This is a genomic window from Pseudoalteromonas sp. 2CM37A (assembly GCF_023161885.1).
GTDB lineage: Bacteria > Pseudomonadota > Gammaproteobacteria > Enterobacterales > Alteromonadaceae > Pseudoalteromonas > Pseudoalteromonas atlantica.
The window spans coordinates 298,795-325,511 of sequence record NZ_JALNTJ010000001.1; the positions used below are offsets into that span (position 1 = coordinate 298,795).

The following is a 26,717-nucleotide window of genomic DNA, read 5'->3' on the forward strand; positions in this document are numbered from 1 at the left end:
GCTTGAGTAAATACGTGCACTTTTATTGTGCAACGCTACACTCTAAACAACGTGCGTATACACCCTGCGGATCGTTATAATCTTTTAGATCAGCGACTTCACTACTTAGGCGCTTTATCACCGTATTAATATTAGCTTGAGTGGCTAAAACAGAGGCTGTATCTGTATTTAAGCCAAGCATAGATTTAACGGATGCACTACCAAAAATATCTTGTAGCATTTTTTCTTGCGGGCTTAGATCTTGCTTAATTGTTTTCACTTCGTAGTGATTAAGTTTGGCAAGCGCCGCTGCGGCATCAATTGCATCTTGTTTATCACCAAGCTTATCAACTAGTCCAAGCTCTTGTGCTTGTGAAGCAATCCACACACGCCCTTGTGCAATTTTATCAACTTGCTCTGGTGTCATATTGCGCGCATCAGCAACCACATCTATAAAGCGGCTATAAGCTTCTTCAACACTCATTTGAATAACTTGCGCCATTTTTTCATTAAGCGGGCGAGTAATAGAAAATCCAGCCATTTCTGACGTTGCAACACCATCTGAGTACACACCAATTTCAGATAAAGTATCTTCAAAAGTCATAAATGTACCAAACACACCAATAGAGCCGGTGATAGTACTTGGTGCTGCCCAAATTTCGTTAGCTGCTGAGGCAATCCAATAACCGCCAGATGCGGCAACTGAGCTCATTGATGCGATTACAGGTTTGCCTGCGGCTTTAAGTGCTAATACTTCAGCGCGAATAACCTCAGAGGCAAACATGCTGCCGCCACCTGAATCAATACGTAAAACAACCGCTTTTACTTTATCATCAAGGCGTGCTTTGCGAAGTAATGCTGCGGTAGAATCGCCGCCAATTTCACCTGCTTTGCGCTCACCATCAACAATCGTACCTTTAGCAACAACTACAGCAACTTTTTCTGTAATTGGGTTATCAAATTCGATAGGGGGCTTAACTAAGCTTAAGTATTCACGAAAAGACACTTGCTTAAATGTTTTACCGTCTTCTTGTGCGCCAACTAAATCAATGAGTTGTTGGCGAATTTGCTGAGTTGTTTTAAGCGAGTCGACCCATTGATGGTCAAGTGCATATTTACCTGAATCGCCATTTGCAGCCTTCATTTTAGCAAGGTAAGCATCCATGGTTTCGTCAAAGTTAGATTCATCAAAAGGGCGTACCGCAGCAACATCTTGCTTATATTCGCTCCATAATGCACCAAGCCAAACGCGGTTAGCTTCTTTAGCAGCATCAGACATATCGTTACGAATAAACGGCTCTACCGCCGACTTAAACGTACCAACACGGAAAATATGCTGCGTTACTTTAAGTTTTTCTAGTGCTTCTTTAAAGTAAAGTGGATACATTCCATAGCCTTCAATGGCTACCGAACCATAAGGATGCATTGCAATTTCATCGGCATGCGAAGCAATATAATATTGCGATTGAGTGTAATAGTAGCCCGATGCAATCACTTTTTTACCCGCTTGCTTAAAGGCATCTAACGATTTAGTAATACGCTTTAATTTATTTAGGTGGGCTTTCGGCATTTCTTGCAAATCTAGTAAGATAACGCTGATGCGCTCGTCATTAGTGGCTTCATCAATCACTTTGACTACATCATCAAGTAAAATTTCACTAGGTGCTTCTGAATTAGACGTAGCATCGTTAATGGCTGCTTCGACAGGGTCTATATATGTTTTTTCTTCCACAATAGGCCCATTAAGATTAAGCCTAAGTACAGAGCCATCTTCTATTATTATTGTATCGTCATCGCTTGATAGCGACATAAAAAATACAACAACCAGTAATAGAAACAAAATGTTGAGTATTAAACGACGAGAAAAGTTTATTCCAGCCCAAATACCTTTAAATACCTTTGCTATCAAAATAGCTCCTTAATTTGGTACAGCTAATACATTAGTTCCATCTTAGCCTAGAATAAAAATAATTTTAACTGCTAAATCGTAACGAAGTGTTTATGAGGTTACATAAATATACGTTTTTAATAGTATTTTTAATTAAATGCAGGCACATATTGCTTATTACTTGCCATTAAAGCAGAATTAGCTAATGTATACAGGTTAGACCAGTTAACGGGGCACAGGATGTTAGAACAACAATTACAATTAAAACACACACAATTACGAAACCGCTTGGTAATGGGCTCAATGCATACAGGCCTTGAAGAGGGCTGGCACAACCGCAAAAGGTTAAGTGCTTTTTACGAGGCGCGCGCTAAAGGCGGCACGGCCATGATCATTACCGGGGGATACAGCCCTAACTTGCGCGGTAAATTAACGCCTATTTCTTCATCATTTAACAGTTATTATGATGTATTTAAACACCGTGCATATACAGGCGCCGTTCATAAACATGGCGGAAAAATATGTTTGCAGCTTTTACATGCTGGTCGATACGCTTATCATCCGTTTAACCAAGCCCCGAGCGCTATTCAAGCGCCTATAAATCCATACAAACCTAAACAAATGTCGTTAGGCTCGATTAAAAAAACCATTAAAGACTTTGCGCACTCTGCCTATATGGCAGAAAAAGCAGGTTACGATGGTGTTGAAATAATGGGCTCTGAAGGTTACTTAATTAATGAATTTATGGCGCCACACACCAATAAGCGCGATGATGAATTTGGTGGCAGCCTAGAAAATAGAATGCGATTAGCGCTTGAAATAGTTAAAGCCGTTAGAGCTAAAGTATCTGATACGTTTTTAATTATTTTTAGATTATCTGTCATGGACCTAATCCCGAATGGCTCAACCCCTGATGAAGTCACTATTCAGGCAAAAGCACTTGAGCAGGCCGGTGTTGATATTTTTAATACTGGCATTGGGTGGCATGAAGCACGCGTGCCAACAATCGCCAGTATGGTGCCTCCTGGAGCATTTAAAGAAGCTTCAAAACGATTAAAGTCAGTGGTGAATGTACCTGTTATAGCTGTAAACCGTATTAATACGCCGGATATAGCCAACCAAATCCTTAATGATAATGAAGCCGATTTAATTTCAATGGCGCGCCCTTTATTAGCCGATCCGGAGTTTTTTAACAAATATCAAAATCAGCAAACTAAACAAATAAATATTTGTATTGGCTGTAACCAAGGCTGTTTAGACCACGTTTTTAAAAATAAACGTGCAACTTGTTTAGTTAATCCACAAGCCGCCTTTGAACTTGATTACCCATTAGATAAAGCTTCTAAAGCTAAAAATGTATTAGTTGTTGGCGCGGGCCCTGCTGGGCTCTCGGCAAGTTGTTATTTGGCTGAAAAAGGGCACACAGTAACGCTTATCGATCAAAAAACACAAATGGGTGGCCAATTTAATCTAGCCATGCAAATTCCAGGTAAAGAAGACTTTAATCATACGCTTAGCTACTTTACTAATGAACTTGAAAGGCTCAACGTAAATGTAGAGCTTGGTAAAGCCTACGATGATGCAATGTTACAAAAATACGATGACATCGTATTTGCCACAGGTGTACGCCCGCGTGAAGCTGCAATTGAATGTGCAGACTCTAAGCGTGTATTTGCTTATGATGAAGTTATACGCGGTGAGGTCGAACTGGGCAAATCAATAGCCATTTTAGGTGCCGGCGGTATTGGCTTTGATATGGTTGCTTTTTTAAGTGAGCATAAATCGCAATCTATTCCTGAGTTTAAAAAGCAGTGGGGTATTGAGTGCGAGGCAGAGCCGCACAAAGATGAGCGACAATTATACATGCTAAAACGCAGTGCAGGGCGCTTTGGTAGCGGGCTTGGAAAAACCACAGGCTGGATACATCGTCAAGTTGCTAAGCAACATGGTGTTAAACAAATTGCTGATTGCCAGTACCACAGTTTTGATAAAAATGGCCTTACAGTTACTGTTGCCGGAGAAAAACAAGTACTGCCGGTTGATACGGTTATTGCGTGTATAGGGCAGGTTTCTAATAATGAAGTGCTTGAGCAACACCGCGAAAATGCAAAGGTACATGTTATTGGTGGTGCTAAATTAGCAGCAGCAATTGATGCAAAGCGTGCAATTTTTGAAGCGCTTCAAGTGGCCAGAGCCATTTAACAGTGTTAATAAAATGAAATAATTTACAGTGCCCTCAGGTCTTGTGTGTATAGAGTCCATAACTTAAAACACTGACAAAGCAGGCCACACATGAGTAAATTATTTCGTTTGTATAATAAAATCATGGGTAATCTATCGTATGCCGACGGATTACCTGCGTTACTTTTTCGCTTAATTTTAGCCCCCGTAATGATTATTGCGGGCTTTAATAAATTAGCCCTAAGTGGAGAAACCGACGGCTTTTTTAGCTATTTTCTTGCTGATGCAAGCGTTGTGCAATGGTTTGGCAATAGTGAATGGGGTTTAGGTTTACCATTTCCAGACTTACTTGCCTTTTTAGCAGGCTGGAGTGAATTTTTAGGTGGGTGGTTTTTACTCTTTGGGCTATTTACCCGCTTAGTAAGCATTCCGCTGATGTTTACAATGGTGGTGGCAGCAACAACTGTGCATTGGCATAATGGTTGGTTTGCTATAGCGCCATCAAACCCTACAACCAGTTCAGCTCAAGTACTTGATTGGTTATCAATTCCAGGGGCTAAAGAAAGCCTAGAAAACTCACTAGAAGTACAAGAACGTATAGGTAAAATTAGGGGCATAGTTGAAGAGCACGGATTTACTGATTACTTATATGAAAAAGGTAAACCTTCCATAATAAATAACGGTATTGAATTTTCTGCTATTTATTTTGCCATGTTACTTAGCTTGTTTTTTGTAGGTGGCGGTCGCTATGTTAGTGTTGATTATTGGTTAAGGCGTGCAGTAGTAAAAGAGTAGCAAACAAATTGGTTTAAAAAGGGCGTATAAATATTTTTTATACGCCCTTTTTGTTTGTAACGTGTGTTAAACGCATAGCGCCTCTCTCGGATTTATACAGTGGTATATGAATATTGTTTACGCAGTAAGGGCGCTTTAATACGAGAGAATAATGAGGGTTTTAATAAAATTGATAATTACGCAGAGTTTATTTTTTAAAGGCATAAATGGTACTCTAACGTTTTGAATTATGAGAGTACGCTATGGATGCTATTGAGCTTTTACTAACCCGCCAATCTGACGCTAAATTAACCGCCCCAGGGCCAAATTCAGAGCAGCTCGATATAATAAAGCAAGCCGCGTTACGGGTGCCTGATCACGGATGCATTGCGCCTTGGCAGTTTATTGTCGTTCAAGGTGATGCCCGCCATAAATTAGGTGAGATATACCATCAAAGCGCCGTTGCTGAGCAGCAAGAAGAAAAAGTGATTAAACGCGCAAAAGAGCTTGTGCTGCGCGCACCGATGATCATTATTGCTATTGCTAAATATCAAGCCCATCCAAAAGTGCCGCGTATTGAGCAAGTACAAAGCGCCGGTTGCAGTGTACTTGCCATGCAACAAGCCGCATTTGCACAAGGTTTAGGTGGTGTATGGCGTACAGGGTATTTTGCACAAAGCACAGCAGTCAAAAATGCCCTTAATTTAGACGAACAAGATGAAATTGTTGGGTATTTATATTTAGGCACCCCAGAGATTGAGTGCAAAAAGGCAGCTAAGCATAAACCAGATGATTACTTCACTTATTTATAATAAATAATGAACTATTGCAGTTCTGCGCAGTCATATAGCATTAAGGTTGCTGCTGTTAGGCTCGTCCTTTTTTGATTTAGCTGTGAGAAGCGCACGGAAGCAATATAGGTTAACTTTTTCTTCTTCAGTTTGTTTTTTAATCGGTTGTTTTTTGTTAAAGTATGGAAAGTCTTAATAAAAATAACGATAAAGAAGACGAAAACGATGGGAAATTTATTTTTACAAGAAAAAGAGAATTGGCTGGCATGGTCAATTTGGGGAATAGTGGGTGCTTTTATTACACTTTATGTGGCAATGAGCACGAATACTGCACATTTTATAGCTGGCTCTGCTATGGGAATGCTTGTTTTATTAACCTGGTGGATGCAGCAGTCTAAAAGGTTTGATTTTGGTCGGGCCTTTAAAATTTGTTTTTATGTGTTATTGCTTAGTGTATTACCTGCATTTTTATTTGTGGTTGTACCAAGTGATGATTTAAACCGTTTTGATTTAATATTTCAAAGCGTTACATTTTTAGCACTTAGTTTATTACTGTGCTTAATTTGTTCGTGGATTGCACGCAGACCAAAGCAATATTATTAATAGGGTAACGCGCAACCTAGGTTTTTAGCTATTTGTGGTGATTTTTTGAACCAAATGCTGTTTTTAGCTAATTATTTACATTTATGTCTTTACAAGTTGCTCAATACCCCCTATTATTCGCGCCGTACGGAGAGATGGCAGAGTGGTCGAATGCACCGGTCTTGAAAACCGGCATAGGTTTGTAGCCTATCTAGGGTTCAAATCCCTATCTCTCCACCATTATTTAAAAAAACCGCCTTATGGGCGGTTTTTTGCTTTGTGGAGTTTAATAAATGTCAAAAGAAGCAAACCTTACAACATCGCAACGCTTAGTAAAGCATGTACTACTGTGGATTGTATTTGGCTACTGTTATCAAAGCGCGATTAATTTATTAATAAAAATGGCAGCAGATGCACAACCAGACGCAACGCTTATCACCGCCTTTGTGTATGGTATTGGCTTTAACGTATTAACTGCGCATCTTATTACTAAATACGATACGCATTGGCCTGTCATTGGCGCAGCTTTTATTGCTTTAGTTGGTTTAGTATTAGTGCCATTAGTGCTGTTTGGCAGTGGCGGTTTACTAGCGTGGCCATTGCTTGTTGGATTTTTATTCAGTTTACCCCTTTGTAGCTACATAGTTGGCAAAATTAAGGTAAAACACAGTAAAAACTAGCCCCAAACCGGTTTTATTTTATGTTAGCATGTACGCGTCTTTTAACTAACAAAACGTGAAAAACACATTATGTCAGATAATTTTACTACAGATGCTGAAAAAGCAAGTTACGGTATTGGCTTACAAATGGGTGAGCAACTTAAGTCTAACCCTTTTGAAGGCTTAAACCTAAATTCAGTATTTGAAGGCATGAAAGATGCGTACGCTGGTAGCGCTTTTCAAGTTGAGATCCCTGAGATCCAAGCTGCATTTGAAAAAATTAACGAAGAGATCCAAGCGCGTCGTGAAGAAGAAGCAAAAGTACTTTCTGCTGAAGGTATTGCATTCTTAGAAGAAAACGCTAAGCGTCCTGAAATCACTGTTACCGAGTCTGGTTTACAATACGAAGTACTAGCTACAGGCGAAGGCGAAAAGCCAACTGCTGAGTCTACAGTACGTGTTGATTACCACGGTACATTAATTAACGGTACAGTATTTGATAGCTCTTACGAGCGCGGTCAACCAGCTGAATTCCCAGTAGGTGGCGTGATCAAAGGCTGGACTGAAGCTTTACAAATGATGCCAGTAGGCACTAAATGGCGTATTTACGTTCCTCATGAGCTTGCTTATGGTGAACGTGGCGCAGGTGCTGCAATTGCACCTTTCTCAACGCTTGTATTTGACGTTGAGCTACACGAAATCCTTTCTTAATTTAGTTATTAAGTCAGTATTTAAAAAGCCGTGGTCTTGACCGCGGCTTTTTTGTGTCTTGTGGTTTTATAGCAAGCTTTAAAAACGTTAATAATTTAGGCCAATCCGCATAATTAAGTGAGTTATTTTGGGGGAAAGATAAACTTGCTACCTGCGCTACAAACGCTATTACAACAAATAAATAACCTAGTTAATTAAATGAGTAGGCATAAAAAAACCGCATATAAAATGCGGCTTTAAAAGTAACTAAATAAATGCCAAAGCGTTATTAAAAATAACCTCTAATACCAAAGCGGAAGTTTCTACCTGGTAGTGGGGCTTTATTTTTTATAAACGAGCTGTGAACAAAGCCAAGTTCGTCTGTAATGTTATCAACATTTAAGTATAACTGCGTATCTATAGCGCCTAAACTTAACTGATAATTAGCTTGAGCATCAACAATTGTGTAGCCATCGGTTTTAGTTTCATAGGCGCTAATATTATCTTGCTCAAAGTAGTGCGTACCTGTGAGCGTTAGTTGTAAATCGCCTACATTGTATTGTAATTCAGATCCTAATTTATTTGCTGGTATGCGCGGCAAGTTACCTTCGTCGTCTTTTAGCTTGGCGCGTGTTGAATCACCAAATACTTTAACCATGGCATTAGGGTCAATTTGATAGTGTACATCAAATTCTACACCATAGAGTTCAGCATCTTTACTGGCAAACTGATATACGGCAACCGCATCATCGTGAGCGCCAATTGCAGACTCTAAACCATCTTCTTCGTCGTAAACTAATCCAGTGTTTTGTTGATAATAAAAGTTTTTAATATCGTTATAGAAAAAATTAACTGTGTAACCAAAGTCACCGCTAAAACGTCTAAAGCTAAAATCTAAATTGGTCGATTTTTCTTGTTTAATGTCTTCTGGCTCAAAGTGAACCTCGTTATCTTCAATATGATAGCCAAGGCCTAGCTCGTAAGTACCTGTAGCAATGTGTAATCCGTTTGATAAAAGCTCAGCAGAAAGGGGCGCACGCTCAGAGTGAGATAAGCTAAGTGCTACGCTTTGCCCTGGTGTGTATTGCCAAATAGCACCGGCAGAGGCGCTTACATTAGTAAAGCTTTCGCTGTATGCAATGCTTTCTTCTTCGCCTTCGTCATGATCTTCTTCTTCATCGTGATCATGTGCGTGCTCGCTGTCGGTAATTGTGCTTGTTATTTCGTAATCTTCAATACGCGCACCAAGCTCGAGTGTAACATCACCAAATTCACGTTCTTCAAGTAGGTATAACGCATGTGTAGTGGTTACACTTGCAGGAGTAAATGCTTCTTCGCCAATTGCGTCGTAGTCCGATTCGCTATAATGATAGCCCATCATACCGTGCCACTGCGCTAACTTGTGCTCTACATTTAAGCGTGCTTCGGTTGTTTCATTTTTAAAGGTGGTGCCAATTTCACCGTCTTCAATTTCACTGTGTTTGTAATCAGTGTAGCCAACACGAAGATTAATATTTTCAATCCAGTTGTTATCGAGCGCATAGCTTATAAGGCCTTGCCAACGATCTTGCTCTAGATGTGCATAAACAGACTCTTCTTCCTCTTCATCTGCGTGCTCGTCGTGTTCTTCTTCGGTTTCACCTTCATGGTCATGATCATGATGCTCATGCCCAGGAATACCGTAATCGGTTTCAATGCTACCGTAAGAAAAGCCAACCGTTAAATGATCGCCCACATAACTCGTACCCACATTAAATGTGTCGCTATCAATAAAAGTGTTTTCTACAGAGTTATGAGTTTCAACATCACCATCTTCATCTGTAATGCTAAATGTAGGCGTTTCATAGTCATCACCGCTGCGTTTAGTCCCATCAAAATGAAAGTTAAACCCGTCATTTCCTGTTTCTAGTTTTGCAGCCACGGTATTTGAGTTAGAAACCGTGTCATGGCTGTATTCAGCAGCACCGGTTAAATCATCTAAATTGCTCGTTGGAATACGGTTATCAACCACATTTACCACACCACCAATTGCACCTGAGCCATAAAGTAGGGTGCTTGGTCCGCGCAATACTTCAATTTGTTCCGCTGCTAAGCTGTCACTTGATGTTGCATGGTCAGGGCCAATGCGTGATGCATCGCTGGCATCTAAACCGTTTTGGGTAATTTTAACGCGAGGGCCATCTAAACCACGGATAATAGGGCTTGATGACACCGGACCAAAGTAACTGGCATTAACACCTGGTAAGCCCTTTAGTGTTTCGCCAAGGGTCGCTTTTGATTTGTTTTTAAGCTCATCACCTGATAAAACGCTCACCGGCGAAATCATTTCTAAGCTATTTTTATGCAGTGCAGAGGCATATACAACGACGGTTTCTACCGAGGTAGGGGTAAGCGACATCGTCACATTGTTTGAGTTTTCATTTACCGCAATACGCGAGTCTATAAAGTTGTCTTTACTTACATGCAATTGACTTTGAGAGTCTACATCAATAGAAAATTCGCCCTGTGCGTTGGTTTTTACACCTTGGTCTTTACCATGTACGTGTACAGCTGCGTTTTCAATAGGTTGGTTTTTATCGTCTGTTATTTTACCGGTAACGGTAGCAGCAAGTGCTGAATGAGAACATAAAACAGAAAAAACTGCAGAGGAAATTAATGTTAACTTTGTCATTATCTTAAAGGTTCGCGGTTACTATGTTGTGATATAATATAACACCGCATTTTTGACTTATCAACAATGTTATATTATAGCTTAATGTTTTTCGATGAATAACCACGCAAATAAGATAAGCTGATTAAGAGCGGCTATCAAGCATAATTATATTAAGCTTATGTTGTGCTCTAGTTTGGTTTTTTACATCGATAGGTTCTATCATTTCGCATTCATCACGTATCATTTCTGACACTAGGCTTGGATAATGGCGGCAATCTTCTGGCCTATCTAGGTAAATGCTGCAGGTATACATTGTTTTATGGGAGGGCTCTTTTTTGGGCGCTATTTCTAAAAAGGGGCAAGTGGAGAGTCGCAATTGTGTATTTGGATCAAACCAAATTTCATCATCTTTAACATATTGATAAATCTCTGGGTTAAACAGTGCCCACATTTCAATTTCTTGTAAGGTTGCACTTAAATCGCCCCCACCATATTTAATACAGCATTTACCGCATTGGTTGCACTCTTTCATTATTAGCCAGTATATTAGGTATCAATTAGTTTTTCAGTGTATCACTGTAACTAACGTGGATTACTTTTTTATATATAATTTTAAAACCACACTTTTAATTCCAACCCGCTATCTATTATTAATGTATTATTACACCTAAATAATTAGCCGTTCTAATAAGGTTAGGACGGCTCTAAATAGTAGTTTTGCTAAATTAAATAGTTAGTTTAGTGGCCAGTTAAGGATAGTTCCTGATGATGAACACCAAAGTATATAAAGCAGTACATGATTTAGCAGAGCAACTGATGGAAGCTGCAAGTAGAAACGACCGTAAAAGGTTTGAATTATTATTTTCTAGGCTCAAAGCTATTTGTGAAGAAAACGAGAATACTTCAAAAGATCACCCTGTACAGTGGGAAACCTTAGCTGACTTTACCGAAGAACTTGAAGAGGCAATTACCGCATATGAAAAAGCGCTACAGAAGTCGGTTACAATCAATAATAAAGATCATATGTCGTCGGTTGCTTATTCAATGGCAACTCTACAAATAGAGCTTGGACAAACAAACGAAGCGATTAAAAGCCTAAAAAATGCCAAGGTTAGCGCTAATAAAATTGAAGATAAAGCGCTTAAAGCCGAAATACACGACCTACTAGAGTCACTTATTGAAGAAGAAGGCTAAATACATAACTTATCCATATTAAATGTGATTCTTGTGGATTTGGCTTAAGCTTAATAAAGCGCTGATGGTTTATACCCTCAGTGCTTTTTTATGTTCGCTATAAATACTAAACCAAAAGAAAAGGCTTACTATTGAGCTAGCTTATTCATAAAATCGACAATGTACTTTGCAATTTCTACTGGTTTTTCTTTAACACTAAAGTGTCCTGAATCGAGTAAATGTAGTTCAGCGTTCGGTACATCTTTTAAGTATGCTTTAGCGCCTGCGGCTATAAACGCAGGGTCGTTTTTACCTCATACAATTAACGTTGGGGGTTGGTAATTGCGTAAATAAGCTTGCCATTTTGGATAGTCGAGAAGGTTGTTGTAGTAATCTTGTAGCAATTGTACTTGAATTACTCTATCGGATTTGGTTTGTAAAAAGTGAAGAACGTGAGTCCAGCTATCTGGGCTCGTCACTTCTGGGTTACTTTGTACGTATCATAAATATTGCTTATTTATAATGGCTTTATTAGACGTGAATGAATAAATTTATCCCTCTGAGCTTGTGTTTTCTGCTCATTCGCGGCTTTAAAAAACGCTTGCCTCGGTAGGGTTAGCCCTTCTAAATACGCATTGCCATTTTGTACAATAAGTGCATCAAGTCTAATTGGGTTACTTAACAACATGCTAAAGCCCACAGGTGCTCCAAAGTCTTGTATATATAGGCCGTAGCGCCTTACTTTAAGCGTTGTTAGTAACTCTTCAAGTATTGAGCCAGAAAATCAAAAGTATATTTTTGAGTTTCTGGGTTTGAGCGTGCGTTATAACCAGAACCTAAATAATCAGGCGCTATTACTTGGTAGCGCCCAGACAAAGAGGAATTAGTTCACGGTAGCTATGTGACGATGATGGATAACCATGTAATAAAATAATAGTTTGTTTATGTTGTGTACCAGCTTCTCGATAGACGATTTTTTTTACCATTTACATTTGCATATTTGTAAGTGGTTTTTGAAGGCCATACAGCATCAGCGGCATACACTTTGGCGGTTAGTGTAGACATAGAAACTAGTAAAAACACAATGAATGAAATGATGTGAGCAGGTTTTATTTTAAAGTTTTTTTGTATATCTGGGTGCATAAGTAAACTCGTTATTTTTGGTAATGTCGCTTTATTAATTTACCAGACCTGTTATTTACACAATTATATTCAGTTAATAGTGTTCACGTTATTATAACTAATAGGAATACAGTAATAGTATGTGTGATTTTAGAACGTACTATCAAGTATGCAGTAGGTTAGGGCGTCAGCTCTTTATTGGCAGCTTTTTTGCATTTGAAATAACTTATTAAATAAACCGCTATTGGAATAGTTGGGCTTAGTAAAACATGGGGGTTATAATAGACGTCTCGTTCGTCATAAAAACAAAAATATAATACTGCGGCGAGTATTGAGGGTAGGGGAAAGATGATTGCACCGTGCCCAAAAGCAGCAAAAATTGTCCACGAAAAAACACTAGGCCAAAGCACTGCTCTAATATAGGCTCCTTTATTTGTTGATTTCGCGGTTTTAGCGTAATTACGCGCAATAAAGTAAGATATTACTGTTGGAAATAAAATTAAAACGACGTTCAGTAGTATAAGTATAAGCACAGTGATTCAATTCCTTTTGATATTATTTTTATAGTCAGTTTTTTACAACAAGACCTTAGTCAGATTTAGTTAACTCAGTTTTTAAAGCAGTGATTTGCTCAACCTCATCTGCTGTTAATGCTTGATATAACCTAGGATAAGACCAGCCATAGCCCCACCTAAACGTGGTTGGTATAAAAGGGCTTCCACCAATACGTACCCCAGCAAGCATGAGATTAGCTATATGTATCTCGCCTACATCAGCAACACACTGCTGTAATACTTTATCTGCTTTTAAACGTTCCTCGTACGTACCACCTTGCCAATAGGCATAGTCATGCGCTGTGCAGCACGCTAACCAGAGCTTTTTATGCTGTATGGTCCCATCAGGGAATGAGCTACACCCATCTGATGTAAAGGGTTTTATATTTTCAGCATTAGCTGTACCAGAAAGTAAAATTAGTAAAAGGCTTGCACATAAACGCATTGTGTTAATACTCAAATTCACGTATGTAAGGTTAAATTTATACATAAGTGTTTTAGCTACGATTTTAGTTACAAATAATAACAGTTTTTTAAGTATAAAGAAGACGTCTAACTATCTAGGAACTGTTTATTTTTCTATGTTGAAATTATTAGCATAGAGTTTGGTTTTAAGGTAAACCACGCCTATTTTATGTGCTTACTCCCTGTACATGGCAAATACGCGCTGTCTTTAAATTAAACCGAAGAGTGATTAACATTTTTAAATTTTAAAAAAGAGATTCGTTAATTTACTTTTGTTACAATTGAGTTGTTGGCTTACAACACTTATACAATGTTAAGTTAGTATTTTGGAGAAAGGACGTGCTCGAACAAATAGAACAATGGATTGATGCAACAAATATTAAATATAAAACCCAAAGAATTAGTTGTGAGAAATTTGCTAGTGAGTTTGCAGGGTTTTATCCTGTCGAATTTTTAAAAAATGCCTTTTACGTTATTGTCGATGAAATACCCAAACCTAACTTTCCTTTTTTGCGTGAAATGGGATTAGACGATTTTATTGACATGGATGCCGCAGGTACTACATACAAAAACACTTATTACATGCTTCCTTACGTAGCTGATAATTTAGCTGTACATTTTCATGAACTTGTTCACGTAGCCCAATGGAGTGAACTTGGCGCCGAGGCTTTTATGTTACGTTACTTAACCGAAATTCAGCAGGTTGGTTATGCAGCTGCGCCACTTGAAGTAATGGCGTATGGTCTTGATAAGCACTTTACAAATAATGGCAATAAAATAAACGTGCCTGAACACGTGGTTCAAGCGTTGTAGTTAATTAACATTTTCAAAGGATTGCATATGACACGCTTTACTGTTTTTTTACTGAGCTTACTTAGTGTAAATGCCTATGCGGCATCGTTTGATGACGATATTGTGGCTGCATTACTTGAAAGAACAACACATAACGTTACCTACGATGGGTCTTATCGCTCTATTGGCTATCCTGGTGGTGATGTACCTGAGAATGTAGGTGTGTGCACCGATGTAATAATTAGAAGTTACAGAAAGTTAGGCATCGATTTACAGAAACTCGTGCATGAAGACATGCAAAATAACTTTACACTGTATCCATCTAAACGTATTTGGGGTTTAAATAAGCCTGATAAAAATATAGACCACCGAAGAGTGCCTAACTTACAAACCTACTTTAAAAGACAGGGTCGTGCGTTAGTGTTATCTGATAGCCCTGAAGATTATAAAACAGGTGATATAGTGACTTGGATGTTACCGGGTAACCTGCCACATATAGGTATGGTAGTTAATGAGCGTTCAGTACAAACTGGCAATCCATTAATTGTACATAACATTGGCCGCGGGGCAGAAAAAACCGATATGCTTTTTGATTATAAAATCACGGGGCACTACCGGTTTGAACCACAGTATTTGAATAAAACGCAGTAAATTTATTTTAAATTAATACTTATATTACCGTTTGGCTTACAACAGCACAGCAGTATTTCTCCCTCGCGTACAAACGCTAAAGGCTCTTCGTTATAGTGCACTTGGCCTGAAACTAACGTGGCTCTGCACGCGCCACAATAGCCTTCGCGGCATTGATACGCTACGTCTATTTTTTGGTTTTCTAAGCAATGTAAAACAGAAGGGCAGCCAGTGCTAAATTCTATACACTGGCTGTTATCTGCAAGCGTTATACTTGCAGTGGGTTTGTCACTCATTATAAATCAAAGTCACCAAATTCTGAGGCATCTACTTGTGAGTCAATTTGACCTACAAGGTATGAGCTAATTTCTGCTTCTTGCGGTGCAACTTGCACGTTGTCAGACACAAGCCATGAGTTGATCCATGGAATTGGGTTACTGTTGTTTTCAAACTGCGCAGGCAGGCCAATGGCGGTCATACGTGCGTTGGTGATGTATTCAACATACTGACATAAAATGTGTTTGTTTAAGCCAATCATAGAGCCATCTTTGAATAAGTATTCTGCCCATTCTTTTTCTTGCTCTGCGGCTTCAACAAACATTTTAATGGCTTCTTCACGGCACTGCGCGGCAACAATCGCCATTTCAGGGTCGTCTTTACCATCTTGCATAATGTTTAAAATATGCTGCGTACCGGACAGGTGAAGCGCTTCATCACGTGCGATTAGCTTGATGATTTTAGCGTTACCTTCCATTAATTCACGCTCAGCAAAGGCAAAAGAACACGCAAAGCTGACATAAAAACGAATGGCTTCAAGAATATTTACCGACATCATGGCAAGGTAAAGTTTCTTTTTAAGATCAAATAAGCTAATCACAACGGTTTGACCGTTAATTTCGTGCTTGCCTTCGCCATACAGGTTATAGAGCGACACGCCATTGATTAAATCATCGTAGTAGGTGGTTACCGCATCAGCACGTTCGCTAATTTTTTCGTTACTTACTATGTCATCAAAAATAAGTTCTGGTGACTGTGTAACGTTACGAATAATGTGGGTGTAAGAGCGACTGTGAATAGTTTCACTAAATGCCCACGTTTCTATCCATGTTTCTAGCTCAGGAATAGACACAATAGGGAGTAGGGCAACGTTTGGCGAGCGGCCTTGTACACTATCAAGCAGCGTTTGATATTTTAAGTTACTTAAAAATATGTGCTTTTCGTGCTCTGGTAATGCTTGAAAGTCTAAACGGTCTTTACTTACGTCTACTTCTTCTGGACGCCAAAAAAACGAAAGTTGCTTTTCAATCAATTTTTCAAAAATAGGGTATTTTTGTTGATCGTAACGCGAAACGTTAACGGTTTGGCCAAAAAACATTGGCTCTTGCATTTGATCATTATGGTTACGACTAAAAGTAGTATAAGACATGTCTATCACTCAAAAAACTATCACTAAAACTATCAGGACAAAGCGGGCAAAGAGCCCGCTTTAAGTTTAACTATTAAATTTTACACGCGCCGCCTGCACAATCATCATCTTCCACTTCTGGAGTGTCGTCTTGTGCATCTGATGCGCCATCGCGGGTGTTATGGTAGTAAAGTGTTTTAACACCAAGCTTGTATGCACCTAGTAAGTCTTTTAATAAGACTTTCATAGGTACTTTACCGCCTTCGTATTTGTTTGGATCATAATTAGTATTGGCCGAAATAGTTTGGTCAATAAACTTTTGCATTATGCCCACTAACTGTAAGTAACCATCGTTTGATGGAATATCCCACAGCAGCTCGTAGTTATCTTTTAAGCGTTCGTACTCAGGAACTACTTGTTTTAAAATACCGTCTTTACTTGCTTTAACGCTAATGTGACCACGTGGTGGCTCAATACCGTTAGTTGCGTTAGAGATTTGCGACGATGTTTCTGAAGGCATTAATGCGCTAAGTGTTGAGTTACGCATGCCGTGCTCTTTAATGCTGGCACGTAATGAATCCCAATCTAAGTGCAGTGGCTCATCACAAATTTTATCTAAGTCACGTTTGTACGTATCAGTTGGCATAATACCTTGAGAGTACGTTGTTTCGTTAAACTTAGGACACGCGCCACGCTCTTTAGCCAGCTCGTTTGATGCTTTCATTAGGTAGTATTGAATTGCTTCAAACGTTTTGTGAGTCAGTGCATTAGCACTGCCATCTGAGTAACGCTTACCATTTTTAGCAAGGTAGTAAGCGTAGTTAATTACGCCTATTCCTAACGTACGACGGCCCATAGTGGCATTACGTGCAGCCGGTACTGGGTAGTCTTGGAAATCAAGTAGGTTATCAAGTGCACGTACTGCAAGCTCTGCAAGCTCTTCAAGTTCATCAAGTGACTCAATAGCGCCTAGGTTAAATGCAGATAGCGTACAAAGTGCAATTTCGCCTTCTTCATCGTTTACGTTATTTAACGGCTTAGTTGGCAATGCAATTTCTAAACATAAGTTAGATTGGCGAATTGGCGCAACTTTAGAAATAAACGGGCTGTGCGTATTACAGTGATCCACGTTTTGTAAATAAATACGACCTGTGCTGGCACGCTCTTGTGCGAACATTGAGAAAAGCTCAATCGCTTTAATACGCTTTTTACGAATAGACTCGTCTTGCTCGTATTTTACGTATAACGCGTCAAACTCGTCTTGGTCTTCAAAGAATGCATCGTAAAGGCCAGGCACATCTGATGGGCTAAATAATGTAATGTAGTCGTCTTTAATTAAACGAGAATACATTAGTTTATTAAACTGTACGCCGTAATCTAAATGACGAACACGGTTATCATCAACACCACGGTTATTTTTAAGTACTAGTAGGTTTTCTACTTCTAAATGCCAAAGCGGGTAGAATAACGTTGCAGCACCGCCACGTACACCACCTTGCGAGCAGCTTTTAACTGCTGTTTGAAAGTGCTTATAAAAAGGAATACAACCTGTGTGGTACGCCTCGCCATTACGGATATGGCTACCTAAAGCACGAATACGGCCGGCGTTAATACCAATACCTGCACGTTGTGAAACGTACTTAACAATGGCAGATGATGTGGCGTTAATTGAATCAAGGCTGTCTCCACATTCAATAAGTACACACGAGCTAAACTGACGCGTAGGGGTACGCACACCCGACATAATTGGCGTAGGTAAAGAGATTTTAAACGTTGATACTGCATCGTAAAAACGTTTGATGTAGTCAGTACGTGTTTCGCGCGGGTAGTCAGAAAATAAACTCGCAGCCACTAAGATATATAAAAACTGGGCGCTTTCGTAAATCTCACCCGTTACGCGGTTTTGTACTAGGTATTTACCTTCAAGCTGCTTTACTGCTGCGTAGCTAAAGTTAAGATCGCGCGAATGATCAAGATAAGCATCTAGCTCGTCAAGCTCTTGCTCTGTGTAATCAACAAGTAAGTGAGCGTCGTAGCGTTTGTCTTCAACCATTTTTGTAACATGGTCAAATAAACGTGGTGGCTCAAACTGGCCATACGCTTTTTTACGTAAGTGGAATACAGCTAAGCGGGCAGCTAAGTACTGGTAGTCAGGCGACTCTTTTGAAATTTGATCGGCTGCTGCTTTAATGATGGTTTCGTGAATGTCTTTTGTACGAATACCGTCGTAAAATTGAATGTGTGACTTTAATTCAACCTGTGAAACCGATACGTTGTTTAAACCTTCGGCGGCCCATTCAATAACGCGATGGATCTTATCAAGATCTAAAGGCTCTTTACGCCCGTCACGCTTGCTTACAGATAACTGTTGGTTCATAGCTTTGCCTGTATTCCTTGGGAATTGTGTATTTTGACCAATGCTTTATACCTCGCTAAAGCAAGGTACGTATTCATTTATTATAAGTTTCACCGTATTGGCGAATTTAATTGAATAACATTTGGCCACAATATCTGGTGTTGTTCAATTTAGAGATCACAAGATAGTGTGGTCTGAGCTGATTTGCAAGGGACATAATTGCCCCTATTTGTGGATAACTTTGGGATAACGTATTTGTGTTAGTAGTCACTCACCTTCGAACAATCATTTAAGTTGAAATAGCTAAAAATCAACTAATGATCTGCTAAATTTATGCATTTTGAAAATAAATTTCGACTGCTTTTTTTATCATCAAGCTTTGCATAAAAACTAACACAATCACAATATATAGTGTTTAAAAATTTACATGGCACTATATATGGTTAAAAGCATCAATAGGGCTGTGCCAGTTAAAATCGGCTTCCCAGCCCTTGGCCTCATCAATACTTGGTATATAGCCCCAAAGCGCTGTTGCTGTGTGCATACCTGCGGCTTTACCTGCTTCTATATCACGTTGAGCATCACCTATGTATAAGCAACGTTTAGGATCTACGTTCATCAGTTTTGTACAGTGTAGTAAGGGTAAAGGTGATGGTTTAGCCTCGGTGAGGGTATCGCCACTGATCACAACGTGTGCATTTTTTAAAGCGGGTATAGCAGCCACTAATGGATCGGTTAAAAACCCGGGCTTATTAGTCATTATTCCCCATTTTATACCTTGGTTATCAAGGGTTATGAGTAATGATTCTATGCCTTCAAAGCAGCGGGTGTGTGTCGCTAGGTTTTGGCTGTAGTGGCTGACTAATTGTTTTATACGTTCAGTTTGTGGTTGCGATGCCCATTGCGCTTTAAAGCCAAGTTCAAGTAGTGCGCCGGCGCCATTAGACGCTACTTTTCTATACGCCTCAGGCGTAACTTGCGCAACACCTTCACTTTTAAGTACAGCATTTAAAGCAGCACCTAAATCGTCTGCTGTATCAAGCAAGGTGCCATCTAAATCAAATAAGAAAGCGTCGTACTCAAAAGGAGTTAAGGGGGTATGAGAGCTAGCCATTATGCTAACTTCTCAAAATGAAGAATGTAATTAACACTCACATCTGTATTTAATGAATACTGCTTAGAAAGCGGGTTGTAGCCCAGGCCAGCACTGGCACGTACTTTTAAACCGGCTTGTTCAGCCCATGCAATAAGTTGTGCAGGTTTGATAAATTTGTTGTGATCGTGTGTGCCCTCAGGCACCATTTTTAACAGCTTTTCAGCACCTACAATAGCAAACAAGTAAGCTTTAGGCGTTTTATTTAGGGTTGAGAAAAACACATCAGCCCCCGGCTTGGCAAGCTCTGCGACTGCATGAATAATAGAAGCAGGGTCAGGTACATGCTCTAGCATTTCCATACAGGTTATTACATCAAAGCGAGCAGGGTGCTGGGTTGCAAATTCTTCTGCAGGTACTTTTATATAGTCAACATTTACACCGGTTTCTAGGCTATGAAGCTTTGCTACGGTGAGTGGCTCTTGGCCCATGTCTATACCGGTTACGTGTGCGCCCATGCGTGCCATGCTTTCGCTAAGAATGCCGCCACCACAGCCTACATCGAGTGTTTCTTTATCAAATAAACCTTGGGTTTTGTTAGCCACAAAGTCTAATCGTAATGGGTTAATTTCGTGAAGAGGTTTAAACTCTCCGTCTTGGTCCCACCATCGCTCTGCAATGGCTTCAAATTTTGCTATTTCTGCGTTATCTACATTTTGATGTTCGGTCATAAAATACTTCCTCGTCAATCTGAGGCCATTATATAGGGCTAAATTGATAAATCGCAAAGTTTTGCGCCTGTAAATTTAAATTAATTGTGATAGCATGGTCGCTTAGAAATAATAACAAATACTCTTGGCGCCTAATACCGGGTTGCTAAGAGCTGATACTGAAGGAATGTGATATCAAATGACTGATCTCGCCAATGAAATTCTGCCAGTCAATATTGAAGACGAGTTAAAAAACTCCTACCTTGATTACGCAATGAGCGTAATTGTAGGACGTGCATTACCAGACGTACGTGATGGTTTAAAACCTGTTCACCGCCGCGTTTTGTTTGCAATGAACGAGCTTAGTAATGACTGGAATAAGCCTTACAAAAAATCGGCCCGTGTGGTCGGTGACGTAATCGGTAAATACCACCCACACGGCGACAGTGCAGTTTATGACACCATCGTGCGTATGGCACAGCCATTCTCACTACGTTATATGCTTGTAGATGGCCAAGGTAACTTCGGTTCGGTTGATGGTGATTCAGCAGCGGCAATGCGTTATACAGAAGTACGTATGGCAAAAATGTCGCATGAGTTATTAGCCGATCTTGAAAAAGAAACGGTTGATTTCGTTCCTAACTACGACGGTACCGAACAAATTCCTGACGTTTTACCAACCAAAGTGCCTAACTTGCTCGTTAACGGTTCATCGGGTATTGCGGTAGGTATGGCAACAAACATTCCACCTCATAACTTAACTGAAGTGGTTAATGGTTGTTTAGCGCTTATTCAAAACCCTGATTTAACGATTCATGAATTAATGGATTACATTCCGGGTCCTGATTTCCCAACGGCTGCCATTATCAATGGTAAAAAAGGCATTGAAGATGCTTATTTAACCGGCCGTGGTAAAGTGTACATGCGTGCACGCGCCGACATCGAAACCGATGAAAAAACAGGCCGCGAAACCATTATCGTGCACGAAATTCCTTATCAGGTTAACAAAGCACGCTTAATTGAAAAAATTGCTGAGCTTGTTAAAGATAAAAAAATTGAAGGCATTAGCGCACTACGTGATGAATCAGATAAAGACGGTATGCGTATCGTTATTGAGATCAAACGTGGTGATGTAGGTGAAGTTATCCTCAACAACTTATATTCACAAACTCAGTTACAAACTGTGTTTGGTATGAATATGGTTGCATTAATTAACAACCAACCTAAGTGTTTCAACTTAAAAGAAATGCTTGAAGAGTTTGTTATTCACCGCCGTGAAGTGGTTACACGCCGTACCGTATTTGATTTACGTAAAGCGCGCGACCGTGCTCATACCCTTGAAGGTTTAGCAATTGCGCTTGCCAACATCGACCCAATTATTGAGTTAATTCGTAAATCGCCAACCCCAGCAGAGGCTAAAGTGGCCTTAACAGCTCGCCCATGGGATTTAGGTAACGTACAAGCTATGCTTGAAAAAGCAGGCGAAGACAACGTAGCACGCCCAGATTGGCTGGCAAGTGAGCTGGGTATTCGCGATGGTCAGTACTATATTTCTGAGCAGCAAGCACAAGCAATTCTTGATTTACGTTTACACAAACTAACCGGTCTTGAGCATGAAAAAATCTTAGCAGAGTACCAATCGCTGTTAGATTTAATTGCTGAGCTATTACACATTTTAGGTAGCCCTGAGCGTTTAATGGAAGTTATTCGTGATGAGTTAGTTGAAATTAAAGAGCAATATGGTGATGAGCGTCGTACAGAAATTAACGCGGCAGCACACGATATTAGCCTTGAAGATTTAATTAACGAAGAAGATGTTGTTGTGACCCTGTCGCACGAAGGTTACGTTAAGTATCAGGCATTGTCTGATTACGAAGCACAGCGCCGTGGTGGTAAAGGTAAGTCAGCAACGAAGATGAAAGATGAAGATTTCATTGAGCGTCTTTTAGTGGCTAATACCCATGATACCATTTTATGTTTCTCTACTGCGGGTCGTTTGTATTGGCTTAAAGTATACCAGTTACCACTGGCTAGTCGCGCCGCTCGCGGTAAGCCAATTGTTAACTTACTGCCACTTGAAGATGATGAGCGCATTACTGCTATCTTACCTGTACGCGAGTACGAAGAAGATAAATACATTTTCATGGCAACTGCATTTGGTACTGTGAAGAAAACACCACTAACGGCATACAGCCGTCAACGTGCAAGCGGTATTATTGCGGTAAACCTTAACGAAGGCGATAGCCTAATTGGGGTTGATATTACCGACGGTAGCAACGAAATTATGTTGTTTACTGATGCAGGTAAAGTTGTACGCTTTAAAGAAGCGGAAGAGTCTGCTGTTGTTGATGAAAACGGCAACCCGGTGCTCGACGAAGAAGGCAACCCTGAAATTCGTTTCAAAGGTGTTCGCCCTATGGGTCGTACTGCTACCGGTGTTCGTGGTATTAAAATGGCCGACGACCAACGCGTAGTGTCGTTAATTGTGCCTAAGTCTGACGGTGCTATTTTAACTGTGACTGAAAATGGTTACGGTAAACGTACTCAACTTGAAGATTACCCATCTAAGAGCCGTGCAACACAAGGTGTTGTATCTATTAAGGTGAGTGAGCGTAATGGCGCAGTAGTTGGCGCTGTACAAGTTGACGACAACGACGAAATAATGATTATTTCAAACCGTGGTACGCTAGTACGTACCCGCGTTAATGAAGTATCGACGGTTGGACGTAACACCCAAGGTGTTATTTTGATCAGAACTATTGACGAAGAGCAAGTAGTTGGTTTACAACGTATCGAAGAGATTGAAGTTACAGACAGTGACTTAGTTGATATTGAAGACGTTGAAACGGTTGATACAGTAAATGAAGAAGCAACGGATGATAATCCACCTTCTGAATAACTGAAATTGAAAAAGCGGCTAAGGCCGCTTTTTTTAATCATGTTGAAAAAAATTAATAATCCTTTTTTGTTTATCAAAAGAGTTTAAATTACTGGAATGAGGCAAAGGTAATGAGTAAATATAATTTTTGTGCGGGGCCAGCTATGCTTCCACAAGCTGTTATGCAAAAAGCACAAAAAGAATTTTTAGACTGGCAAGACTTAGGCGTATCTGTGATGGAAATAAGCCATCGTAGTAAAGATTTTTTAGCGCTTACTGCAAAATGCGAAGCCAGCCTTCGTCGTTTAATGAACATTAGCGATGAATTTGAAGTGTTATTTATGCATGGTGGTGGCCGCGGTCAATTTAGCGCTGTGCCTTTAAATTTACATCAAAATGGTAAAACAGCGGTTTACTGCGAGAACGGCGTTTGGTCTAAAAGTGCCACTGATGAAGCAAATAAATTTACTCAAACCCACTCAATCAACGTTAGAAATGACGCAAACGGGCTGTTTTCTATAAAAGAAGTGGCGCAGTGGGAGTTACCTGCAGATGCATCTTACATTCACTACTGTCCAAATGAAACGGTAGACGGATTAGAGATTTTTGATGTGCCTAGTCACCCAACAGCGCCTATTATTGCTGATATGTCGTCGACTATTTTGTCGCGCGAAATTGACGTAAATAAATTTGATTTAATTTATGCCGGTGCACAAAAAAATATAGGTCCATCAGGTATAGCTATTGTTATTGTGCGCAAAACATTACTTGAGCGTGAAGGTTTAGCTAAACCAGGCATTTTAGATTACGCACTTGAAGCAAAACAAGGCAGCATGTTTAATACACCGCCTACTTTTGCATGGTATTTAGCGGCAGAAGTATTTGAATGGCTAGAGCAAAACGGTGGCGTTAAGGCAATGGAAGCACAAAATATTGCTAAAGCTAAGCTGCTTTATGACTTTATTGATGAATCGCCTTTTTATACTAATAAAGTAGCGACGCATTGTCGTTCGCGTATGAATGTACCGTTTTGGCTAAACGATGAAAGCTTAAACGAAAAGTTTGTAACGCAATCTAAAGAAGCCGGCTTACTTGCCCTAGAAGGACACAGAATTGTAGGCGGTATGCGCGCAAGTATTTATAACGCAATGCCACTTGCAGGTGTGCAAGCCTTGGTTGACTTTATGGCGGCATTTGCACAGGAGCACAGCTAATGGAACAACTTCGTTTAGAGCCTATTTCTCGTGTAAATGGCAGTGTTACCTTACCAGGGTCTAAAAGCCTATCAAACCGTATTTTATTATTAGCAGCGCTGGCTCAAGGGACTACCGTTGTTGAAAACCTGCTAGATAGCGATGATATTCGCCATATGTTGGGTGCATTAAAACTACTAGGTGTTAACGTAACGCTTAATGATGATCGCACTGTGGCAACCGTAGAAGGGGTTGGCGGTGTATTTAAAACCCCAAGTGACCCTTTATTTTTAGGCAATGCAGGTACTGCTTATCGTCCTTTAACCGCGGTACTCGCTGCTGTAGCTGGGGAATATGAGCTTATAGGTGAGCCGCGCATGGAAGAGCGCCCAATAGGGCACTTGGTCGATGCGCTACAAGCACTTGGCGGCGATATTACCTACACAAAACATAAAGACTACCCACCGCTAAAAATAATTGGTGGGCAAATTAAAGGCGGTACTGTTGAAATTGATGGCAGTATTTCTAGCCAGTTTTTAACAGCATTGCTAATGGCTGCCCCTTTATTTAGTGGTGATACGCAAATTACCATTAAGGGTACTTTGGTATCTAAGCCTTACATTGATATTACGTTAGATGTAATGGCGCGTTTTGGGGTGACAGTTGAGCACAGCGACTATACAACATTTAAAGTTAAAGGCGGCCAACAATACCAATCACTAGAGCGAATTATGGTGGAGGGTGATGCATCATCAGCGTCTTACTTTGTTGCGGCAGCGGCCATTGCCGGTGGCGAAATTGAAATTAAAGGCGTGGGCGCTAAATCAGTTCAAGGTGATATTGGTTTTGCTAAAGTGATGGAACAAGTTGGCGCTGAAATAAAATGGTGTGACGAGCGTTTAGTTGTTCGTAAAGGTGAATTAAAAGGTGTAGATATTGACGCTAACGCTATCCCTGATGCGGCAATGACACTTGCTACGGTTGCTTTATTTGCTAAAGGGCCTACGGCTATTCGCAATATTTATAACTGGCGTGTAAAAGAAACTGACCGTTTATATGCAATGGCAACTGAGCTTCGTAAAGTGGGTGCCGAGGTTGTAGAGGGTGAAGATTTTATCGAAATTACACCACCGAGTGCATTCAATGATGTGGCTATAGATACGTATGACGATCACCGTATAGCGATGTGTTTTGCAATGGTTGCCGTAGGCGGAAAGCCTATTACAATCAACGATCCTAAGTGTACATATAAAACTTTTCCAACCTTTTTCAAGGTTTTAGCATCAGTGAGTGAGTAGGCTTTTTATAAATAATTATAAAAAGTTACACACTAAAGCGGATCTATTTGCAGAAGTGACGTATAATATCGCGGTTTTATTTAGGTGTGCATTGCAGGAGGTTTTAAATGCAGGCGTTATTAATGCCCGTAATCACCGTTGATGGCCCAAGTGGTTCAGGTAAAGGAACTGTTTGTCGCTTGTTAGCCGACAAATTGGGGTGGGATGTATTGGATAGCGGCGCAATTTACCGTGTATTATCCCTTGCCGCACTTCATCACCAAATAGCATTAGACAACGAAGAAGCGCTTGTCCCGCTTGCTGCAAACTTAGATGTGCAGTTTTTGGTTGATAGCCAAACTAATGCTGGAAAAGTTATTTTAGAAGGCGAAGATGTAACCTCGACAATTCGTAATGAAGAGGTTGGGGCAGCTGCTTCAAAAGTGGCTGCATTACCGCGTGTACGTGAAGCGTTACTTCGACGCCAGCGTGCGTTTAAAACCGAACGGGGCTTAATTGCTGATGGCCGAGATATGGGCACCGTGGTTTTTCAAGACGCACCATTAAAAATATATTTAACCGCTAGTGCACAAGAACGCGCGCGCAGACGTTATGTTGAGTTGAATGAGCGCGGCCTTGATGTTACACTAAGTGGTCTATTACAGGACATTCAAGCTCGTGATGAGCGCGATATGAATCGCACCGTTGCGCCGCTTGTTCCTGCTGATGATGCAATTGAAATAGACACAAGCGAGCTTAACGCTCAGCAAGTGTTTGATAAAGTTATAACTTTAGTAGATATTGCTATCTCACAAGGCAAGCTTCCTAAACGAAGCTAAACACATTTTATGCACCAGCAGGACGCCAGTGCT

General features: G+C 40.2%; 24 protein-coding genes and 1 tRNA gene. 14 read left to right on the forward strand and 11 right to left on the reverse strand.

Annotation, left to right across the window (positions count from 1 at the left end):
- Nucleotides 1-22: 22 nt before the first annotated feature.
- Nucleotides 23-1,888, reverse strand: a complete 1,866-nt coding sequence (gene sppA, locus MTF68_RS01290; protein ID WP_248461415.1) for a signal peptide peptidase SppA — start codon at nucleotides 1,886-1,888, stop codon at nucleotides 23-25.
- Nucleotides 1,889-2,107: 219 nt separating this feature from the next.
- Here sppA and MTF68_RS01295 point away from each other — a divergent pair, with 219 nt between their 5' ends.
- From MTF68_RS01295 to MTF68_RS01325, 7 genes are all read left to right on the forward strand, one after another.
- On the forward strand, nucleotides 2,108-4,069 hold the full coding sequence (locus tag MTF68_RS01295) for an NADPH-dependent 2,4-dienoyl-CoA reductase (RefSeq protein ID WP_248461416.1): 1,962 nt from the start codon (nucleotides 2,108-2,110) through the stop codon (nucleotides 4,067-4,069).
- A gap of 90 nt (nucleotides 4,070-4,159) precedes the next feature.
- A complete protein-coding gene (locus MTF68_RS01300) occupies nucleotides 4,160-4,843 on the forward strand; it encodes a DoxX family protein (RefSeq protein ID WP_054982447.1) in 684 nt (227 codons plus the stop codon).
- 242 nt (nucleotides 4,844-5,085) lie between these two features.
- Nucleotides 5,086-5,634: an NAD(P)H nitroreductase gene (locus MTF68_RS01305; RefSeq protein WP_004587853.1), complete on the forward strand. Its 549-nt coding sequence runs from the start codon at nucleotides 5,086-5,088 to the stop codon at nucleotides 5,632-5,634.
- Between the two features lie 204 nt (nucleotides 5,635-5,838).
- Nucleotides 5,839-6,216 carry a hypothetical protein gene (locus tag MTF68_RS01310; protein WP_024034084.1) on the forward strand — a complete coding sequence of 126 codons (378 nt, stop codon included), beginning with the start codon at nucleotides 5,839-5,841 and terminating at the stop codon, nucleotides 6,214-6,216.
- Nucleotides 6,217-6,344: 128 nt separating this feature from the next.
- A tRNA-Ser gene (locus MTF68_RS01315) sits at nucleotides 6,345-6,435 on the forward strand.
- Between the two features lie 53 nt (nucleotides 6,436-6,488).
- On the forward strand, nucleotides 6,489-6,875 hold the full coding sequence (locus tag MTF68_RS01320; RefSeq protein WP_029772511.1) for a hypothetical protein: 387 nt from the start codon (nucleotides 6,489-6,491) through the stop codon (nucleotides 6,873-6,875).
- Between the two features lie 69 nt (nucleotides 6,876-6,944).
- A complete protein-coding gene (locus MTF68_RS01325) occupies nucleotides 6,945-7,565 on the forward strand; it encodes an FKBP-type peptidyl-prolyl cis-trans isomerase (RefSeq protein ID WP_004587856.1) in 621 nt (206 codons plus the stop codon).
- Nucleotides 7,566-7,833: 268 nt separating this feature from the next.
- Here the strand turns inward: MTF68_RS01325 and MTF68_RS01330 are convergent, their stop codons facing one another.
- Together MTF68_RS01330 and MTF68_RS01335 are read right to left on the reverse strand one after the other, a co-directional pair.
- Nucleotides 7,834-10,215 carry a TonB-dependent receptor gene (locus tag MTF68_RS01330; protein WP_248461417.1) on the reverse strand — a complete coding sequence of 794 codons (2,382 nt, stop codon included), beginning with the start codon at nucleotides 10,213-10,215 and terminating at the stop codon, nucleotides 7,834-7,836.
- Between the two features lie 124 nt (nucleotides 10,216-10,339).
- Nucleotides 10,340-10,729: a YkgJ family cysteine cluster protein gene (locus MTF68_RS01335; protein ID WP_096041808.1), complete on the reverse strand. Its 390-nt coding sequence runs from the start codon at nucleotides 10,727-10,729 to the stop codon at nucleotides 10,340-10,342.
- 233 nt (nucleotides 10,730-10,962) lie between these two features.
- Here MTF68_RS01335 and MTF68_RS01340 point away from each other — a divergent pair, with 233 nt between their 5' ends.
- Nucleotides 10,963-11,391, forward strand: coding sequence for a tetratricopeptide repeat protein (locus MTF68_RS01340; protein ID WP_248461419.1), 429 nt, complete (start codon nucleotides 10,963-10,965; stop codon nucleotides 11,389-11,391).
- A gap of 496 nt (nucleotides 11,392-11,887) precedes the next feature.
- On the opposite strand, the gene MTF68_RS01345 is transcribed toward MTF68_RS01340, so the two are convergent.
- The 3 genes from MTF68_RS01345 to MTF68_RS01350 form a co-directional block, all read right to left on the reverse strand.
- Complete coding sequence (locus tag MTF68_RS01345) at nucleotides 11,888-12,058, reverse strand: hypothetical protein (protein WP_248461421.1); 171 nt, start codon at nucleotides 12,056-12,058, stop codon at nucleotides 11,888-11,890.
- 254 nt (nucleotides 12,059-12,312) lie between these two features.
- Complete coding sequence (locus tag MTF68_RS19665) at nucleotides 12,313-12,435, reverse strand: hypothetical protein (RefSeq protein ID WP_282448175.1); 123 nt, start codon at nucleotides 12,433-12,435, stop codon at nucleotides 12,313-12,315.
- A 645-nt stretch (nucleotides 12,436-13,080) separates the two neighbouring features.
- Nucleotides 13,081-13,491, reverse strand: a complete 411-nt coding sequence (locus MTF68_RS01350; RefSeq protein ID WP_096042564.1) for a hypothetical protein — start codon at nucleotides 13,489-13,491, stop codon at nucleotides 13,081-13,083.
- A gap of 359 nt (nucleotides 13,492-13,850) precedes the next feature.
- Between MTF68_RS01350 and MTF68_RS01355 the strand changes: the two genes are divergently transcribed.
- A complete protein-coding gene (locus tag MTF68_RS01355; protein ID WP_096041805.1) occupies nucleotides 13,851-14,324 on the forward strand; it encodes a hypothetical protein in 474 nt (157 codons plus the stop codon).
- 27 nt (nucleotides 14,325-14,351) lie between these two features.
- Entirely contained in the window at nucleotides 14,352-14,954 is a 603-nt protein-coding gene (locus MTF68_RS01360; RefSeq protein ID WP_248461422.1) for a DUF1287 domain-containing protein, read from the forward strand.
- Nucleotides 14,955-14,956: 2 nt separating this feature from the next.
- Here the strand turns inward: MTF68_RS01360 and yfaE are convergent, their stop codons facing one another.
- The 5 genes from yfaE to ubiG all read right to left on the reverse strand — a co-directional run bounded on the left by yfaE (nucleotide 14,957) and on the right by ubiG (nucleotide 20,518).
- Complete coding sequence (gene yfaE / locus MTF68_RS01365; RefSeq protein WP_004587862.1) at nucleotides 14,957-15,229, reverse strand: class I ribonucleotide reductase maintenance protein YfaE; 273 nt, start codon at nucleotides 15,227-15,229, stop codon at nucleotides 14,957-14,959.
- Nucleotides 15,229-16,359, reverse strand: a complete 1,131-nt coding sequence (gene nrdB / locus MTF68_RS01370; protein ID WP_004587863.1) for a class Ia ribonucleoside-diphosphate reductase subunit beta — start codon at nucleotides 16,357-16,359, stop codon at nucleotides 15,229-15,231. The genes yfaE and nrdB overlap by 1 nt, the downstream gene beginning before the upstream one ends.
- 73 nt (nucleotides 16,360-16,432) lie before the next feature.
- The gene (gene nrdA, locus MTF68_RS01375) at nucleotides 16,433-18,715 is read right to left on the reverse strand and encodes a class 1a ribonucleoside-diphosphate reductase subunit alpha (RefSeq protein WP_054982452.1); all 2,283 of its coding nucleotides are present in this window, start codon (nucleotides 18,713-18,715) and stop codon (nucleotides 16,433-16,435) included.
- 412 nt (nucleotides 18,716-19,127) lie between these two features.
- A complete protein-coding gene (locus MTF68_RS01380) occupies nucleotides 19,128-19,808 on the reverse strand; it encodes an HAD-IA family hydrolase (RefSeq protein ID WP_248461423.1) in 681 nt (226 codons plus the stop codon).
- The gene (gene ubiG / locus MTF68_RS01385; protein ID WP_004587866.1) at nucleotides 19,808-20,518 is read right to left on the reverse strand and encodes a bifunctional 2-polyprenyl-6-hydroxyphenol methylase/3-demethylubiquinol 3-O-methyltransferase UbiG; all 711 of its coding nucleotides are present in this window, start codon (nucleotides 20,516-20,518) and stop codon (nucleotides 19,808-19,810) included. Before ubiG ends, MTF68_RS01380 begins: the two co-directional genes overlap by 1 nt.
- A 178-nt stretch (nucleotides 20,519-20,696) precedes the next feature.
- Here ubiG and gyrA point away from each other — a divergent pair, with 178 nt between their 5' ends.
- The 4 genes from gyrA to cmk all read left to right on the forward strand — a co-directional run bounded on the left by gyrA (nucleotide 20,697) and on the right by cmk (nucleotide 26,684).
- A complete protein-coding gene (gene gyrA / locus MTF68_RS01390) occupies nucleotides 20,697-23,396 on the forward strand; it encodes a DNA topoisomerase (ATP-hydrolyzing) subunit A (protein ID WP_024034094.1) in 2,700 nt (899 codons plus the stop codon).
- Nucleotides 23,397-23,506: 110 nt separating this feature from the next.
- On the forward strand, nucleotides 23,507-24,589 hold the full coding sequence (gene serC / locus MTF68_RS01395) for a 3-phosphoserine/phosphohydroxythreonine transaminase (RefSeq protein WP_024034095.1): 1,083 nt from the start codon (nucleotides 23,507-23,509) through the stop codon (nucleotides 24,587-24,589).
- Nucleotides 24,589-25,866 carry a 3-phosphoshikimate 1-carboxyvinyltransferase gene (gene aroA / locus MTF68_RS01400; protein ID WP_248461424.1) on the forward strand — a complete coding sequence of 426 codons (1,278 nt, stop codon included), beginning with the start codon at nucleotides 24,589-24,591 and terminating at the stop codon, nucleotides 25,864-25,866. Before serC ends, aroA begins: the two co-directional genes overlap by 1 nt.
- A 107-nt stretch (nucleotides 25,867-25,973) precedes the next feature.
- On the forward strand, nucleotides 25,974-26,684 hold the full coding sequence (gene cmk / locus MTF68_RS01405) for a (d)CMP kinase (protein WP_004587870.1): 711 nt from the start codon (nucleotides 25,974-25,976) through the stop codon (nucleotides 26,682-26,684).
- Nucleotides 26,685-26,717 lie beyond the last annotated feature (33 nt).

Bases quoted from the DNA above. Each gene is read 5' to 3' on its own strand.
- MTF68_RS01295 (WP_248461416.1), top strand. From the start codon at position 2,108: ATGTTAGAACAACAATTACAATTAAAACACACACAATTACGAAACCGC.
- MTF68_RS01300 (WP_054982447.1), top strand. From the start codon at position 4,160: ATGAGTAAATTATTTCGTTTGTATAATAAAATCATGGGTAATCTATCG.
- MTF68_RS01305 (WP_004587853.1), top strand. From the start codon at position 5,086: ATGGATGCTATTGAGCTTTTACTAACCCGCCAATCTGACGCTAAATTA.
- MTF68_RS01310 (WP_024034084.1), top strand. From the start codon at position 5,839: ATGGGAAATTTATTTTTACAAGAAAAAGAGAATTGGCTGGCATGGTCA.
- MTF68_RS01320 (WP_029772511.1), top strand. From the start codon at position 6,489: ATGTCAAAAGAAGCAAACCTTACAACATCGCAACGCTTAGTAAAGCAT.
- MTF68_RS01325 (WP_004587856.1), top strand. From the start codon at position 6,945: ATGTCAGATAATTTTACTACAGATGCTGAAAAAGCAAGTTACGGTATT.
- MTF68_RS01330 (WP_248461417.1), bottom strand. From the start codon at position 10,215: ATGACAAAGTTAACATTAATTTCCTCTGCAGTTTTTTCTGTTTTATGT.
- MTF68_RS01335 (WP_096041808.1), bottom strand. From the start codon at position 10,729: ATGAAAGAGTGCAACCAATGCGGTAAATGCTGTATTAAATATGGTGGG.
- MTF68_RS01340 (WP_248461419.1), top strand. From the start codon at position 10,963: ATGATGAACACCAAAGTATATAAAGCAGTACATGATTTAGCAGAGCAA.
- MTF68_RS01345 (WP_248461421.1), bottom strand. From the start codon at position 12,058: ATGTTGTTAAGTAACCCAATTAGACTTGATGCACTTATTGTACAAAAT.
- MTF68_RS19665 (WP_282448175.1), bottom strand. From the start codon at position 12,435: ATGTCTACACTAACCGCCAAAGTGTATGCCGCTGATGCTGTATGGCCT.
- MTF68_RS01350 (WP_096042564.1), bottom strand. From the start codon at position 13,491: ATGCGTTTATGTGCAAGCCTTTTACTAATTTTACTTTCTGGTACAGCT.
- MTF68_RS01360 (WP_248461422.1), top strand. From the start codon at position 14,352: ATGACACGCTTTACTGTTTTTTTACTGAGCTTACTTAGTGTAAATGCC.
- yfaE (WP_004587862.1), bottom strand. From the start codon at position 15,229: ATGAGTGACAAACCCACTGCAAGTATAACGCTTGCAGATAACAGCCAG.
- nrdB (WP_004587863.1), bottom strand. From the start codon at position 16,359: ATGTCTTATACTACTTTTAGTCGTAACCATAATGATCAAATGCAAGAG.
- nrdA (WP_054982452.1), bottom strand. From the start codon at position 18,715: ATGAACCAACAGTTATCTGTAAGCAAGCGTGACGGGCGTAAAGAGCCT.
- MTF68_RS01380 (WP_248461423.1), bottom strand. From the start codon at position 19,808: ATGGCTAGCTCTCATACCCCCTTAACTCCTTTTGAGTACGACGCTTTC.
- ubiG (WP_004587866.1), bottom strand. From the start codon at position 20,518: ATGACCGAACATCAAAATGTAGATAACGCAGAAATAGCAAAATTTGAA.
- gyrA (WP_024034094.1), top strand. From the start codon at position 20,697: ATGACTGATCTCGCCAATGAAATTCTGCCAGTCAATATTGAAGACGAG.
- serC (WP_024034095.1), top strand. From the start codon at position 23,507: ATGAGTAAATATAATTTTTGTGCGGGGCCAGCTATGCTTCCACAAGCT.
- aroA (WP_248461424.1), top strand. From the start codon at position 24,589: ATGGAACAACTTCGTTTAGAGCCTATTTCTCGTGTAAATGGCAGTGTT.
- cmk (WP_004587870.1), top strand. From the start codon at position 25,974: ATGCAGGCGTTATTAATGCCCGTAATCACCGTTGATGGCCCAAGTGGT.